The following is a 15,216-nucleotide window of genomic DNA, read 5'->3' as shown; positions in this document are numbered from 1 at the left end:
CATGATCACGGTCCATAAAAAGTCAGTAAACACAGGGTCTTTACCTGATTCATTTTGTGCACACATTGGCACCAAAAGCGCACAATCCGCCGCAATCCGCCAAGGTATTGCGGATGCTCGCAAGCGCGGGGTTGAGTGGGGCGTGTTCGGAAAAGAGTTGGCCAAACGTAACCGGCTCGAAGCTGACGCCTTCGCCTACGCAACCCTTCCTGTACTCAGGGAAATCGGTTTTAGCGGCGCTTTCTACAAGAAGGACGGCACTCCCAGATATTTGGCATTGGCACGACAGCTGAATGCTCTCAACGTGCCGACCGCCAATGGCGGGAAATGGTACGCGACAACAGTACGCCGGGTCATCGACCGGCTCGGCCCCACCTTTAAAGACGAAATCTTGCAGATGCGCCTGAAAACCAAGTGTGCAGAAGCATTGGAGGCGGAACAGAAGCTCAAGGAGTTGCTGAAATGATGATCAAGGGAAAAGCCTACAAGAAGTTGCTTGCAAAGGCGAAGCGGTACGAGAGTGATCTATGTATCAAGATGCAGAAGGCCGTTGAGGCGGGTGATCTTAAAAAAGCAGATCAGCTACTCATGCTCTATCTTGAGTCGTTCTATTGCAAGTTCGTCGCGCTAGATAAGGCCTACAAAAAGATACGTCGCCGGAACCGCCCTGCTGTAACAGACCCGGAAAAAATGGCTAAAGCCCTTAATCCATTTGAGGGGTCGCAGGAGGTAGTAAAGTTGCTGATGCTCCCCCGCGAGGATAAGCCGGACCACGCCCGTATCGTATGGTCATTTGGCCTAGAGCAACGGGCTTTGCAGATACTTGTCGCGAAAGCCCTCCGTCCGTTTGCAAAGCTGGCCGAAAACCAGTTCCTATTTGATGGCGGGATTCAAAATGCAATCAGGGCTGTCCTGCAATACCTCGAAGAAGGCTATGAGGCTATTGTCGAGGTAGACATCAACTCTTGCTACAACAGCTATAACGAGGAGAAAGTACTTAAACTTCTCCCACCCCTGCCTGAAGACATGGTGAAGAAGGTGATCATTGGTAAACACCTTCCGCTCTCCCTACAGTGTTCAGGCTTCACCTTCGACACTACGGAGCTTCAGTTGGGCGACGATATTGCGTCCGATGATTTTTCTGAAGCTATCGTAGAGGCCCGGCGGGGCATCCCACAGGGGTCGTCGGTATCGCCACTTGTTTCAGACATGTTGCTGGCCACGACAATCGAGCAACTGGATATTCCAGAAGCGGTTCGGTTGGTCGTTTACGCTGACAACTTTCTGATCATGGCCAAGACCGTGGCCGAGGCGACAACGACGGCATTAGCTCTGAGGGAGGCTCTCTGTAGCCACCCTGCCGGGCCGCTATCGTCGAGGATATTGAATGCCGGGTGGGCAAAAGAAGGGTTTCCTTACCTCGGTCATGCCTTCAAATTCTTAGGGAATAAGTTTTATGTCGAGCCGACTACCGAAAACCGTGAGAAATTTGATCGCACGTATGAGAAGCTGCTGAAGAGTGCCTTGAATGCTTCGTTAAGCGCAAAAAAACAGCAAGGCCGGTTAGCAAAAGCAGAACGGTATGTGCGGTCCTGGTGTTCTGTGTTTCGGCTGTGGGATGGCATGAAAGAATTCCGCCTGGAGCGACTGACACATACCCGCAGTTTGAAGATGAAGATCGAGTCCAAGTTTCTGATACCACCATCAGCCGCCGAGTAGCTTCTGTTGATTGTGTCTAAAACTGTCCAATCCGACAAATCGGACAATTCGAAATCGAGTCATATCAACCACATAAATAGGTTGGTTGCTGCCGTGCTCATAGAGGGGTGTAATGGATAACAAAGTACGCCACAGACTGGATCAACAGACTGATAAAAACGGCCCACTTATTCCAGGAATGACCAGACCATGTTGGATTTGGAAGGGAGCGTTTGACAATCAGGGATTTCCCCGGTTTTGGTATAACGGAACAACTGCTTACGCAAACCGAGTGCGTTTCGTTATGGAAGGTGTCCCCATTGGTCCAGAAGACCATGTAGTAACGCTCTGCCGAAATCGCTCATGTGTCCGTCCAGCGCATCATGTTTTAGGCACTGAGCTGGACGCTCAGATATTAGGCTGCGGTGGTCGCATGGGCCCAGGCGACCAATACATCATGCGTATGATGTATGAGAATGGTGAAATTCAAGTCGGACACATTGCCCTGAGTTATGGGATTAGCCCGCACGTAGCTGAAGCTATTTTGCTTGAGGGGGGGCTGGATATTAAAAACCCTACTTGCACCTTGCCCGTACCCAGTTAACGTCTTAGACGGGACCAAAGCCTTTCGTCCCTCCATTTTTCAAGGAGGAGACGAACATGAACAGCAGCCATATTCTCGAACTTAATCGCAGCGAACTCGCCGAGCTGATCTTAGTCCATAGGCGGGACACTCCCACATTCCGCCCCCAATCCATTAATCCGTGGATGGCAATGTCGCTTATGCAGAAGGCCATCAGGCGCGGCGAGGTAAAGTGGGCGCTCACTGGAGCAGCAACACTTCTCCAGGACTCTCCTGAGCGCCTGTGGCGGCGTCTTGGCATCACAGCCTTCGAGGACATAGGCGTGGGGGATTTTGACGCTGTGGCGCTCACCACGGCGGGCCTAACCGGGAAGGTGTGGCGTAAGGGCGTGGGTGGAGAATGGGCCGTGGCGAGCTTCCTGGTCCAGCGCCTTTGCCGATCGGTCAAATGCCGGGCGGCAGATGATCTCGCGATGGTGTGCATGGAGCATCCTTCGCTGGAAGCGGACCGCATCGAGTTTGCAGTACTGTCAACACCGGACCTGATGGAAATCGTCACAAGTGAAGACACCCTGTCTCGTCGTTCTCTGGCGCTGTGGTTCGTCATGGGAACAGATCGGTATCGCGGGGACGGCCTTCAGAAACGTCGCGGGGAACCTCAGGCGGTCATGGATGCACTCTGTGATCATGGCTATCCCGACACTGTCGTCGAGGTCTGCCGCGAGGGCCTGAAAAAGACCGGTGAAATTCTCCCGGCATTCATTCCCCTGCTCTGGCGGGAACTGGAACACTCAGACAGCCACGTAGAACCCGACAACATGCCGCCGGAAAAGATCATCAACGGTGTTCCCAGCTGGGCCTACGGTTTTCACACTCGTGACGGAAAAAGCTCTCTACGGGCGTTCCGGAACATGGACTGCGAAACCACCCGCTGGCTCAAGGATGCTGTTCCCGCCAAGGATCATGGATGGGTCCTGGGCGAGTTGTTGTTCCGCGTGGAAAGTGGGGGCGTTGACCAGAGGCTCCAGTGGACGGCTGGAAATTGCATAAGGCACATGGCCGACTTTGAAACTCACGGCATTGCGGAAGCCGAAGCCAAAACAGGGCTGGCGCTGTTTCGGAAGGATCTGCCGCTGTTGAATGAGGCCCGACACAACGTCATTTCCAACCTTTGATAAACATCACTTATCGGAGGTCACAATGAAGCCGCTCGACACCCTCAATCCCTGTGAAATTTCCAGTTCTGATCTTGTCCGGTCATACGTTCGCCAGTCCGTGAGTGAGAATACGCGCCGCGCATATCGGGCCGACCTGAAACACTTCACAGCGTGGGGCGGCATCATCCCGGCGAGCGATGTCATGGTGGCCGAATATCTGGTCGAACATGCCGGGGAGCTGTCCATCGCCACCCTCACCCGACGTCTGGCATCCATCAGCAAGACACATGCCGCCAAGGGCCTTCTCAGCCCCACAAAATCTGAACTGGTCAAATCCACCATGCGGGGTATCAAACGTGCCCACGCGGCCCCTCAACGGGCTGCCCAGCCCCTCCTTGTAGAGGACCTCATGCGGATCATGGCGATGCTTGGTGACGACGTGAAGGACGTGCGGGATCGTGCCCTTCTGCTGACTGGCTTTGCGGGTGGGTTCCGGCGCTCAGAGCTGGTGGGGTTGAATGTCGATGACCTGGAGTGGGTGCGTCAGGGACTGGTGATACACCTGCGTAGATCCAAGACAGATCAGGAAGGACAGGGCCGCAAGGTTGGTGTCCCCTATGCCCGAGGGCGTTGGTGTCCGGTGGAAAGCCTCAAGGCGTGGATCACGATAGCGGAGATCGAAGGTGGCCCGATTTTCCGCCCTGTCACCCGTCACGAACGGATACAGGATGCCCGTTTGTCCGCAGAGGCGATCAACGGTGTGGTCAAAGAACGGGTGGGAGCCATAGGGATGGACCCAAAGCAGTTTTCCGGCCATAGCCTGCGCGCGGGTCTCGCCACCAGCGCCGCGCAAGCCGGTGTCGCTACCTGGAAAATCCGACAACAGACGGGCCACGCATCCGACGCCATGCTCGCCCGCTATATCCGGGACGGGGAGCTGTTCACTGATAATGCCTCTAGTGCACTGTTATAAGGCAGTTATTTTCCGTAATCACGTTAACTGTTGCTTATGAGGTAAAACCGCAAAATCAAGCAAATTTCTATATGCTGTATGTGAAGCTTCCGCTGGCAACAAAATGGCTAAAAGTGTAGTTTCAAGGCATCAAGTGATTCGAGGGAGGGCTTAATGCTTAATTGGAATAACCTGTTTTGCTCTGACAGACTCCCAAAGCGTGTTGCGCGTGAGAAGACATCTACAAATAACTTTTCAAGCAATGAGCACCGCACCCCCTTCGAACGAGATTACGATCGAATCCTTTTTTCTACGCCAGTACGACGTATGGCAGACAAAACTCAGGTTTTTCCACTTGAAAAGAACGACAGTGTACGCACCCGCCTGACTCATTCACACGAGGTTTCGAACCTTGCCCGAAGCATAGGCGTTGCTCTTGTGCACAACACCGACGTTTTCAAAGATATACCATCTGCAAAGCGAGATGTTCCCGTAATTCTTGCTGCAACAGGTTTGGCTCATGACCTGGGAAACCCCCCGTTTGGTCACCAGGGCGAAAAAGCTATTGGCAGTTGGTTCAGTGACTTGTTTGATACATGGGAAGAGGAGGGCAAAAAGCACGGCCTTACTGATCGCATGAAACGGGAGTTTGTGGAATTTGAGGGCAATGCTCAGACCTTGAGGGTTGTTACTAAGCTTCAGCTTCTCAACGATGGTCGAGGCCTTAATTTGACGTTAGGAACGTTAGCTGCGCTGATGAAGTACCCTGTCCCTGCTGACAAAGTTGATAAAAGCAAACAGGGTAGTAAAAAATTCAATTTCTTCAGTTCCGAGGATGATGTCGTAAATCAGATATGGTCTGCGACGGGCTTGGCTTTAGGTATACGGCATCCCCTGACTTTCATCATGGAAGCGTGTGACGATATTGCGTATTCAGTATTGGACACAGAAGATGCTGTCAAAAAGGGTTTGGTATCGGTATCTGATGTTCTGTCTTGGCTTAGCCTCCAGGTAAAAAAAGACGAAAAAGATGGGGGCTCCGGGCGACAGTTAACCGAGAACGTTTTTAAGGCAGCTGAAGCTGATTTTAACAATTACCGTTCTGAAAAATTGTCACCTTCAGAATTTAATGACGTCTCGATGCAGAAACTAAGGGTGCATGCAATTGCAGCCATGGTGAACGAGGTGGTACAACGTTTCCAACAAGTTGTTCCAGAGATGCTCGAAGGGAACTATCACAAAGAGCTGATAGATGATTCTGCTGCGGGTCACTTGCGAGACGCGCTTAAAGATTTTGGGTTTGAGCATGCCTACAAGCACAGATCGGTTTTAGAGATAGAACTGAAGGGCTATCATGTCATTCGTGATTTGATGAATTATTTTTGGAATGCAATTGAAGCGACCAGAGAAGGTCGGGCAACGCCATTCCATCGTTACGTATATGGGCGTATCTCCGAAAATTATCGACGCGTCTCTGACGATGATCTTGATGAATTGCCGCAGGTATATCGTGATTTGCAGTTGTTAACAGATATGATCGCAGGAATGACAGATGGTTTTGCCATATCCCTGCGGGATGAATTTAGGCGATTAAATGAATCTGCAACCAGTCAATAGCGAATCCGCCCTCCAACGAAGGTTGAAACGCTTTTGGTGCGATAACCGGAAGCGCAAGCGCGGGCTGCTTAGCTTTGTGGAAAGTTTGCATGATGTCGGAGCCCCGGCTGTGTTTGGGGGCATGGTCCGTGATTTCGCTCGCGGGGGAGCTGTTCATTTTAGGTCAGACGTTGATATGGTCGTGTCTACGGATGATGCAGATCACCTAGACTGGTTTTTGCGGAATTATGATAGTGTGCGAAACAAGTTTGGCGGCCATCGTGTGCGACTTGACCGTTGGCTAGTCGATGTTTGGCCAGTTGCTAATACATGGGCCTTTAATCAAGGATATGTAGATGGCGGTGAACTTAAAGACCTAACACAAACAACATTCTTCAACTGGGACGCAGCCGTCTACGAAATATCTACAAATCACCTGCACTTAATTGATAGGTATATCGAAGACGTAGAGGAAGGCCATTTAGATATTAACTTAGAGGCGAACCCCAATCCGTCAGGAATGGTGGTTCGCGCATGGAAACTAATGCGCTCCATGGAAGCATCTATATCGCCAGAATTAGCCGTTTATATATGTAACTTTATCTATGAGCATAAAAACGAGTTGATCCACTCTTATGCATCGAAAGCAAGTTATTACTGGATTACCCCAGAGACACTAGACCAATTTTATGGCTTGCTAGATGAGCATTTAACGGCTTTTCCTTCTTGCTCATTTAAGTTACCTCCACGCCAATCGAGTATATTTGAACTATTAGAAAATTAGATCGAATATACTGGCAAAGGCATTGCCGTTAAATGCGTATCTGCAAAGGTATTCGCTGTTTAGCCGTCTAGCTAGATGTTCTCAAGATAGACAAACACTACCGAAAGCAGTAACCTCGCCCGCGGAGCAGTACGCGCTGTTCTGGGGCTTTACAACCTCGTAGCAAGCGGTCTGGTGAGACCGCAAAATCACCCCTGACCTCTTATGGTCGGGGAGCCTGTGACGTATGTCCAGGTTCTCCGAACTAAAGGTCACAGGGGCCGTCTTGCTACGGTTTGTAAACTCCCCGATCACCTGAGATCAGGACGAGATCACCTTGCGGGGGCGTACCGCAAGCTCTGATTTCCGGGGGGGACTGATGAGAGCCGAAGGAACACCTGTCCTGGTGACGGGGAAGACATCCCGGCCTCTGGAGACGATAGAAATCGGCGGTCGAGTTGGTCGCCATGATGAGCAGTGGCTTCAGCGTCTCATTCACCGTCACCCCACATGCCTACCCATGGATCAGATTGAACCGGGCTTGCCCGCTCTGGTGCCGGTGTGCATGGAACTGCCGCTGAAAAGCGGCCTGCTCGATAACCTGCTGATGACCACCGAAGGCGACATTGTCATTGTCGAGGTCAAACTGTTCCGCAATCCCCAAGCCCGGCGCGAGGTCGTGGCCCAGGCGTTGGATTACACTTCCAGCCTGTTCGGTATGACGTATGCGGACCTGGAAGGGGCGGTGCTGAAATCCGATTTCGACAGAGCGGAGAAGCCAGCCCGTCTCTATGACCTGTTCCCCGATGCGGACACCCTGGATGAGGCCGCATTCGTAGATGCGGTGAACACCAATCTCAAGAACGGGCGGATTGTGGTTCTGGTGGCCGGGAATGGCATCCGTTCGGACGCAGAGGAACTGGTTGGCGGTCTTCAGTCCCACGCGGGCTTTCATTTTACCTTCGCCTTGGTGGAGCTGGCGGTGTTTCAGGGGGCAGCGACGGACGATCTTATGGTGGTTCCGCGGACTTTGGCCAAAACCTGCATGATTGAGCGTGGGATCGTGCGTATTGACGACCAGAGGAGCGAGTTTCTGTCGCCCGCCATGGTAACGACGACAGCGGCCGCTCCTCAGTCCATATCCTCGGAGCAATTCTTTGAGGCCATCCGGCAACGCACCCCAGACCTGCCCGCTGTGCTCAAGAATTTCATCGCCAAGTGTGCGTCCATCGGCGTTTATCCCGAGTTTCGTAGGTCCCTGAACTTCAAGTGGGACAGTCCTTCCGGCAAAACCATCAACATGGGCTTCATCACCCGCAACGGCCAGGTTTGGACGGATATGAGCGGTAGGATCGCTCGGAAATACGTGGAAGACTTGGCGGAACTCTTTCAGGGAGAAATCACCCAGTCCGCCAGTGGCTCCATGTACGTAAAGGTCGATGGCCATGGTCCACGGATCGAGAACTTGGTGGATCGGCTGGATGGCTGGGTTGACGCGATGGAGCGCCATCAAGGCCGTATTCTTCAGGAAACTACGAACGAGGCTCATGATGGCTAAGGATTGGACACCGGAAAGGCTCAAGGCCCTCACTCCCAGGGAACGGGCCCGTCTGTACGAAAACGCCGAGAAAGCAGGATCACCGGCAGCCGGGGCCTTGATGCAGATGATCTTAGACTTGGGCTTGGCGCTTGATGATGGCACATGCGTGGGTATGGACGATCCCCTTGTCGTGGAAATGCACCGGATAGTTTTTTCAGATGAAGCGCACGCTGCTGCGGCCAAGGCAGTCGCACAAGGCATCGCCCCCATGGCGGTCATCGACCCCATGATCGCTGGAAAGCTCAGGGACCGTTATGGAAAGCACAACATGACTACCCATACGGCGGGAGGATTTGTGGCCGACCTGATGCGGGAGATGGGCTATCATGACACCGGTCGGCGGGTCACGTTGCCAGATGGATGCGTGGCGCGCTCGGCCAAGCTATGGGATCGCAAAATCGGATAGCCAATGGCATTCATCTTCTACGACACGGAAACCACGGGGCTGGCGGCTGGGTTCGACCAAATCCTCCAGTTCGCCGGGATCGTGACGGATGATGACCTCAATCCAATCGAAGAAATAAATCTACGCTGCCGTCTCCAGCCCCACGTCATTCCGTCGCCGGGAGCGTTGGTGATCACCGGTGTTCGTCCGTCCGACATTGCAGGGGCGAACCTGTCGCACTACGAGATGATCCGGGAAATCCGCGCCCTGATCGAGCGCTACGCTCCTGCCGTGATCGTCGGCTACAACTCCATCAGCTATGACGAGGGGATGCTGCGCCAGGCCTTCTACCAGACGCTCAACCCCACCTACTTGACCAACACCGGCGGCAACATGCGCATGGACGTGCTTAAGCTGGCCCATGCTGCCTCGCAGTACGCACCGGATGTATTGCAGGTGCCGTTGAACGACAAGGGTAAGCCGAGTTTCAAGCTGGAGCTTCTGGCCCCGACCAACGGGCTGACGCACCTGGACGCGCATGAGGCACTTTCCGATACCCAGGCCACACTGGACCTGGCGCGGTTAATCCGGGATCGCGCCCCGGCAGTGTGGGAAGCGATGAGGCGCACGAGTTCCAAGCAAGGTGCGCTTGCAGCGTTGGATGAGGACGTGTTCTGTTCGTCCGAGATGATGTTCGGCCAGCCCTCGATCCTCGCCACCAAGATCGCGGCCAATCCCGACAATCCGTCTGAGGTCGCCGTGTTCGACCTGTCCCACGACCCGACCCCGTACCTGGATACGTCCGAAAAGGATATGAGCTCACTGCTCCGCATCAGCCCGCGCCCCATCCGCATCATCAAGGCCAACCAAAGCCCCATCGTCACTCCGCATACACTCAGCCATCCGGGGGTGGCGGGGCACGGTCAGACGATGGATCAATTGATGGATAAGGTGCGTGCCGTGCGTGAACATCCGACCTTCGCCCGTAACGTGGCGGGGGCCGTCGCCACCCGCTACCCGGAAAGAGAAGCGCCAGCGTATGTGGAGCAACGAATTTTTGAGGGTTTTCCCAGCGCCGCCGATAACGCACTTATGGAGCAGTTTCACGCCGCCCCATGGGCAGATCGCCCGGCCATCGTCTCACGTATCCAGGATGCCCGTTTGCGGGAACTGGGCGAACGCCTGATCTATCTCGAACACCCGGACGCCCTCACAGCCGAAACGCGCCAGGGTCATGACGCATGGCGAAAGAAGCGGTTTCATGCCGAGGGCGATGTGCCTTGGGTTACCGTTACAAGCGCGTATGGGGAGTTAGACGAGATTAAAGGTGATCCGCGCGCCCAAGACGGGATGCTGGCGGAAATCAGGGAGTTTGTTGATCTACTCCGATAACCCCGAGGTTCGTTAACAACTGAAGAGAGCTGCAGCAGTCTATATACTTGTTGTTAGCTCAGAAAGCTCTCGATCTCTCTCCGGCGCACGTAAACACCGTGGACCCGAACTGGATCGCCTGTGATTTTCACCAGCATATCCCCCTCTCCCAACAGAGATTCAGCACCTGTTTCGTCGAGAATAATTGAGGACTCAGAGCTCTTTTGGACTTTGAGCGCAATTCTAGCCGGGATATTGCTTCTGACTAAGCCGCTGAAAGTTTTAGCATCCGGACGTTGAGTGGCGAGAACAAGGTGAATCCCTGCAGCACGCGCCAACTGCGCAAGACGCACAATCTGAGTTTCTAGGTCTCTATCTTGGATAACCAAGTCCGCGAGTTCTTCTATAAAAGCAACGATGAAAGGCAGCTTTACGCCTTTTGCTCGGGCTTCGATAATGTTGGTCACCCCAATTTCGCGGAACGTTTCATAACGACTATCCATCTCCGACACAAGGTCAAGAAGGCGTTCCCGCGCTGGGCCAATTCCCAATGCGACGTCATCACCCCACAGATACTCGTTCCCTTCGTAAACAGAAAATTCGACCCGCTTTGGATCAATCAACGCAACCCTCATGCTTGCCGGAGTGTGTTGCATCATAAGAGAGAGGATGAGTGCATGCAGACAAACACTTTTTCCCTGGCCAGTTGCTCCACCGACCAAAAGATGAGGGCTCAGGCTACTTGCGAGATTCAACGAGAAGGGGGCACCCAAAATATCAACGCCGGGGAAGACGTGTAGTTCGTCGGGGTCAGAAGCCTTAGCACTGGTCCATTCACGCAATTTTGCAAATGGGACCGTTTCCCAAGTAGCCTTCAGACGCGGAATATCTAAAAATACTAATCTTGCCTCGTCTCCCAGGGTAACCGTAGGTATTGCCCCTTGAAGTCCCAATACAAGGCTTAAACGATCCATTCCCCTTTGGAGTTTAGGGAGGTGATTTACATCTGACAAAAACACTCTATAGCGAGTAACTCGCGGACCATGAGTGAAACCTTTGACGTCTGCCGTTACACCAATATCAGCTAAAGCTTTTACTAGTTCAGCAGACACATCTTTCGGCTTCTCCTGTTCGCCAGTTGCTTCTTCATCATTACCTTTTGGCGTTTTGGCAGAGGTTGGCAGCTCTGCCCGTCGATTAATCAGGGTTTCCAAAAACCTGTCAAAGTCCTCATCATTCGCTCTCCAATCGTCCATCATTAATTGGGCACCTCTGTGCCAGTGCATTCGGACAGCAGCACGGAACGAATCCATAGTTTCGATTGGAGACGCATTATTCATCTGAGCATGCGTTACGACCATTCCAACCCACACCCCAATATCCTCTTGCGTGAAAAGAGAGGCGGCAGGGATTTCTAGCCCCTTCGCGTCAATGCCCTCTTCTAACAGTGGGCCCATTGCCAAAGAACGACCAATGCACAGGCGTGCCACATTAGCCTTTGTGGACAGGCCTAGGCCTTCCATAAGTGTTACCGTGTGTCGGTCGGCAACTTGGCTTGTGCGATAGCGGGAACTGAGTATTTGCTGAATAGATAACTCGCTCATCGATCTTCCCGCTCAAAATACTGACCTTCTCTGGCCGATGTTCTGCCAATTCCATCACCAACATCCACATGGTCAAGGAGGTATGTTTTACCAACACTGTTAGCTATCTGCTCGTAAAAACTGTGATCAATCTCTTCATCCTGAGATAGCAGAATTACCTGTCTAGCAACATCACCGGTCCAAAATTTAAGGATGTTAGCTCGATGTTTGCTGTCCAATCGACCCAATGGCGTATCCACAACCATTGGAGCCGGTACTCCAGACACCTTCGCCAGTCCGGCAATCAATGCCGTGGCGAAAATTTGATTTTCACCCGCAGAACGATCGAACGTGATTTCTTTGCCAGATTTGCCCAGAATCAACGTCGAACCATCGTCGTTAATTTCTATCTTTGACACTTGGTCCTTATGAGCAAGCTGTTTGTAAACTTTTGTCATTGCAGAGCCTAGCGCCTTCACCTTCAAAGGGAAGAGTGCAGGTACAACGGCATCAATGACTTTTCGAACACGCTCAGATTTTTCGAGCTGTGCACGAGCTGGACTTGAGTCATCAAGTTTTTTTCGTTCTCGCTCATATTCAGCTTTTTGTGAGGTTACTTGAGCTTCAAGGGCATGGATTTTTCTATCGTCAGCACGATTATCCTCTGCCAATTGGTCAATACGGTCTTGCGCCTTCTGTAATTCGTTTTTCAGAGCCGTGAGTGTGCCATCACGGTCAATCCCCTCGAGCTTGCTGATTTTTCGTCCAAGCTCATCAATTCTTTGGTATGCGGACTTTTGCTCACTGAGCAAGTCCTGCACCTCTTGCTGTCCCAATGACAAAGAGCCGAGAAAGTTTTTTGCTTTCTGGCGAAGGCGGTCGTCCATGTATGTGTGAACAATCTCTGATGCACAATCATCAGGAGGCGGATAAAACAAGCTGGCCCAAGCGGCCTCAATGCGCCCTTTAATTGCCGTAAGCTGTTCTCCAGTCAGTGGAGGCTCCACTTCAGGTGCTGTCGCATCAACAAACGCTTTCTCAAACTCAAGTTTGCGCGGCTCCAAAGACCGCTTATCCGCTTCCCAGTCATATAACTTAATTTCTGCTTCAAGCTGTTGCCGGAACGCTTCAAGGAGTTCTTTAGAGACGAGGTGGAATGGCAAGCGACCAGCAAGAACTTCCTCGAGTTTCCTTTGGCTTTCTTTCAGTTTGTTACGAAACTGTTCGCGTTCCTCCACGAGGTCCTTGACGTTAGCGATATCTCCGCCGCCACCGCCAGCAGCAGTAATCCGCTCAATTAACGCCTCGCGTTGAGCCTTTAGACGTGTTTGCTCATCTTGAGCCTCCGCCTCCTTTTTCTTAAGCTGCTCTAATGTGTGTTGATTGTTCGTAAGGGTATCAAGCAGATTTGCGAGGTTCTGCTCATCAACAGATGCAACCTCCCCCCGCTTTTTGTTTTCGAAATTACGAAGCCGGTCAGCGAGGGTTCTTAAAAGGACAACACCGAGTAAACCTTCCAAGCCTTGTTTGACTTGCTCAACGCGCCCCTGATCGGCGAGCTTTTTGACTTCCTCACCGTCAAAAAAGAAAAAGGGCGCAACGTGAGCGGGGACGAAAACTTCGTCCAACATCTCTGACAAATTAAATCCACCACGCCCATCAACTTTTGGAGTTTGAGGTACGCCGCGTACCACGTTGCGAACAACAGCCTCTTCCTCTACGGCCCATGTGCCATTCGAGCGGAAATACCATTTTCTGGCTATATCGACAGATTTGGTCCGTGTTTTATTGATCTCTACACGAACCATCATTGTATCGCGACCTTCGCGCCGGGCTTCGCCGTTAAACGCTTTCTCCAAAAAAGTCGGATATCCGCGATTCTCGTCCGTCTTCAATCCTGCTCGCGCTAAATGGACGATCGCATCTTTTCCGTAAAGACATAGATACAACGCTTCTAAAATTGAAGTTTTGCCATAGCCATTCATTCCCCCCACAAGAACAATGTTCTTGCTGTTCTTTGGCTCTGGAAATTCGAATACCTGTGACTGGTATGACTTAAAACAAACCAGTTCAATCTTTGAAATCCACACGAACGCTCCCCCTAATGGCTCAGTCGATCCGTCCAATAATTTCTTCAATACGAGCGTAACTTCCAGCTGCTCGCTCTTGATGCTGCTTCTCACGCTGAAGAGTCACCAACTCGGTAATAACATCCACGGGAACATCAAACTCAGCACAGACCTTCTCTAAAATGGCTCGTGCATCGTCGTCCTGCCATAGAGGCAAATCACTAAGATAGCCGTCATCAACTAGGGCCTCGTCATCCATCTGCTACCCCCTTCTCGTTCTGAAGTTCTTGTGCCCAATTTTCGTGGATCAAGTTTATCTCTGCGTCGGTAATTAACCTGTCACCAAAACGTTCTTGCACATCCAACAATCTTTCGAGGATTAATTTTCTAGCCTGAATTGTAAACGGACCAGGGATATGCCTACCCGACGCGGCAAATGTTAACTTGCCGTTCCTCCGTATAGCTTGGCGCATAGACGGGTCATTGCGGATTTCTCGAAGCCAGTCCCGAAATTCAACAAGAGGCAAATACTCGTGGTTGCCGGCATCAATAAACCCTTGAAGGCTTTTGTCTTTTTCCACGACCGTGCAAGTCCAACAGCCGAAGCGGCTGCTTGATGTTCCGCAACCAGGTGCTTCATCGGAACTTAGCACGACAGGACACTCCCCACCTTCAGATTCTCTATATAGTTTAATTAAATCTATATGTGTTCCACCCCATGGCGCAGGAAAATACCCTAGAATTTCCCAAACGTCATCAAGTGATAAATCAACAATGGGGCGATAGACATACGCACCTGGGAGCTTGTCATGCTCTGTTAAGCGTCCTCCTCGCTGATTACGAAACTTTTCGATTGAGCGCTGACGTGTTTGGCTCTCGTCACGACGTACCCCCAGGACCACGATAGCTGCTCCTGCTTCTGAAACGTACTTCTTGATATAGCCGCTGGTCGGCATGATTTTCAGGCGGTCTGTACACCAGCGCATTGTCATATTTGGGCTGGGGTATCCCTTACCGATTAGCAATACCCAGAATGTCTTGTCCGGGTCTGGTGTCGTGCGAGCAACAGTAATTGGCAATTCCAGGCTTTCTGCTGCATCCTTAATTCGCGAGCTCACCTTATTCAGGTGGGCCATCACAAGAGGGCTTTCGACCAGAGTATCATTTGATACGATATAGACGGGGCGTGTGCGCTTCGAAGGTGGAATATCTAATAGCGCCTCAAAGACGGCATGGGCGACGACGGTGCTGTCCTTGCCACCACTAAATCCAATAATCCAAGGATAGTGTTGATTTTCAGCTAGATATTCTTGTTTTACCTCATCAACGACGATACGCCACCGTTCGGCAATCGAACTGATGTCTCCGTTGTGATCGGCATAGCTAGGTGATTGATTATTCACTATTATTTTCTCATTATTGTGGGGCAATGCATGGAAATCCAAGCTGCAGATAGTTT

13 protein-coding genes are annotated in these 15,216 nt (G+C 51.8%); 9 read left to right on the top strand and 4 right to left on the bottom strand.

All coding sequences use genetic code 11. From position 1 onward, the window contains the following. Position 1: 1 nt before the first annotated feature. The 9 genes from VIN96_RS10535 to VIN96_RS10495 all read left to right on the top strand — a co-directional run bounded on the left by VIN96_RS10535 (position 2) and on the right by VIN96_RS10495 (position 10,126). Positions 2 to 466 (top strand): hypothetical protein, encoded by a 465-nt coding sequence (locus VIN96_RS10535; RefSeq protein WP_331896029.1) that lies wholly within the window; start codon positions 2 to 4, stop codon positions 464 to 466. Then, on the top strand, positions 463 to 1,719 hold the full coding sequence (locus tag VIN96_RS10530) for a reverse transcriptase domain-containing protein (RefSeq protein ID WP_331896028.1): 1,257 nt from the start codon (positions 463 to 465) through the stop codon (positions 1,717 to 1,719). The genes VIN96_RS10535 and VIN96_RS10530 overlap by 4 nt, the downstream gene beginning before the upstream one ends. 639 nt (positions 1,720 to 2,358) lie before the next feature. Continuing rightward, positions 2,359 to 3,456 (top strand): hypothetical protein, encoded by a 1,098-nt coding sequence (locus VIN96_RS10525; protein WP_331896026.1) that lies wholly within the window; start codon positions 2,359 to 2,361, stop codon positions 3,454 to 3,456. A 25-nt stretch (positions 3,457 to 3,481) separates the two neighbouring features. After that, the gene (locus VIN96_RS10520; protein WP_331896025.1) at positions 3,482 to 4,411 is read left to right on the top strand and encodes a tyrosine-type recombinase/integrase; all 930 of its coding nucleotides are present in this window, start codon (positions 3,482 to 3,484) and stop codon (positions 4,409 to 4,411) included. A gap of 153 nt (positions 4,412 to 4,564) precedes the next feature. Continuing rightward, positions 4,565 to 6,007 carry a dGTP triphosphohydrolase gene (locus tag VIN96_RS10515; protein ID WP_331896024.1) on the top strand — a complete coding sequence of 481 codons (1,443 nt, stop codon included), beginning with the start codon at positions 4,565 to 4,567 and terminating at the stop codon, positions 6,005 to 6,007. Continuing rightward, positions 5,985 to 6,770, top strand: coding sequence for a hypothetical protein (locus VIN96_RS10510; RefSeq protein ID WP_331896022.1), 786 nt, complete (start codon positions 5,985 to 5,987; stop codon positions 6,768 to 6,770). Before VIN96_RS10515 ends, VIN96_RS10510 begins: the two co-directional genes overlap by 23 nt. 499 nt (positions 6,771 to 7,269) lie before the next feature. After that, the gene (locus VIN96_RS10505; protein WP_331896021.1) at positions 7,270 to 8,307 is read left to right on the top strand and encodes a hypothetical protein; all 1,038 of its coding nucleotides are present in this window, start codon (positions 7,270 to 7,272) and stop codon (positions 8,305 to 8,307) included. Then, on the top strand, positions 8,297 to 8,755 hold the full coding sequence (locus VIN96_RS10500; RefSeq protein WP_331896019.1) for a hypothetical protein: 459 nt from the start codon (positions 8,297 to 8,299) through the stop codon (positions 8,753 to 8,755). Before VIN96_RS10505 ends, VIN96_RS10500 begins: the two co-directional genes overlap by 11 nt. A gap of 3 nt (positions 8,756 to 8,758) precedes the next feature. Next, on the top strand, positions 8,759 to 10,126 hold the full coding sequence (locus tag VIN96_RS10495) for an exonuclease domain-containing protein (protein ID WP_331896018.1): 1,368 nt from the start codon (positions 8,759 to 8,761) through the stop codon (positions 10,124 to 10,126). 53 nt (positions 10,127 to 10,179) lie between these two features. Here the strand turns inward: VIN96_RS10495 and VIN96_RS10490 are convergent, their stop codons facing one another. From VIN96_RS10490 to dndC, 4 genes are read right to left on the bottom strand one after another with little or no spacing between them, the layout of a single operon-like run. Continuing rightward, positions 10,180 to 11,709: a DNA translocase FtsK gene (locus tag VIN96_RS10490; protein WP_331896016.1), complete on the bottom strand. Its 1,530-nt coding sequence runs from the start codon at positions 11,707 to 11,709 to the stop codon at positions 10,180 to 10,182. Beyond that, positions 11,706 to 13,778 carry a DNA sulfur modification protein DndD gene (dndD, locus tag VIN96_RS10485; RefSeq protein ID WP_331896014.1) on the bottom strand — a complete coding sequence of 691 codons (2,073 nt, stop codon included), beginning with the start codon at positions 13,776 to 13,778 and terminating at the stop codon, positions 11,706 to 11,708. Before dndD ends, VIN96_RS10490 begins: the two co-directional genes overlap by 4 nt. Before the next feature lie 19 nt (positions 13,779 to 13,797). Then, positions 13,798 to 14,016, bottom strand: a complete 219-nt coding sequence (locus VIN96_RS10480; protein WP_331896012.1) for a DNA modification system-associated small protein — start codon at positions 14,014 to 14,016, stop codon at positions 13,798 to 13,800. After that, positions 14,009 to 15,160 (bottom strand): DNA phosphorothioation system sulfurtransferase DndC, encoded by a 1,152-nt coding sequence (dndC, locus tag VIN96_RS10475; protein WP_331896010.1) that lies wholly within the window; start codon positions 15,158 to 15,160, stop codon positions 14,009 to 14,011. The genes VIN96_RS10480 and dndC overlap by 8 nt, the downstream gene beginning before the upstream one ends. Between the last annotated feature and the right edge of the window lie 56 nt (positions 15,161 to 15,216).

Origin of the sequence: Magnetovibrio sp., from assembly GCF_036568125.1 — a bacterium.
GTDB lineage: Bacteria > Pseudomonadota > Alphaproteobacteria > Rhodospirillales > Magnetovibrionaceae > Magnetovibrio.
The sequence above is the reverse complement of the archived record's forward strand: the minus strand, read 5'-3'. Positions and strand labels throughout refer to the sequence as shown.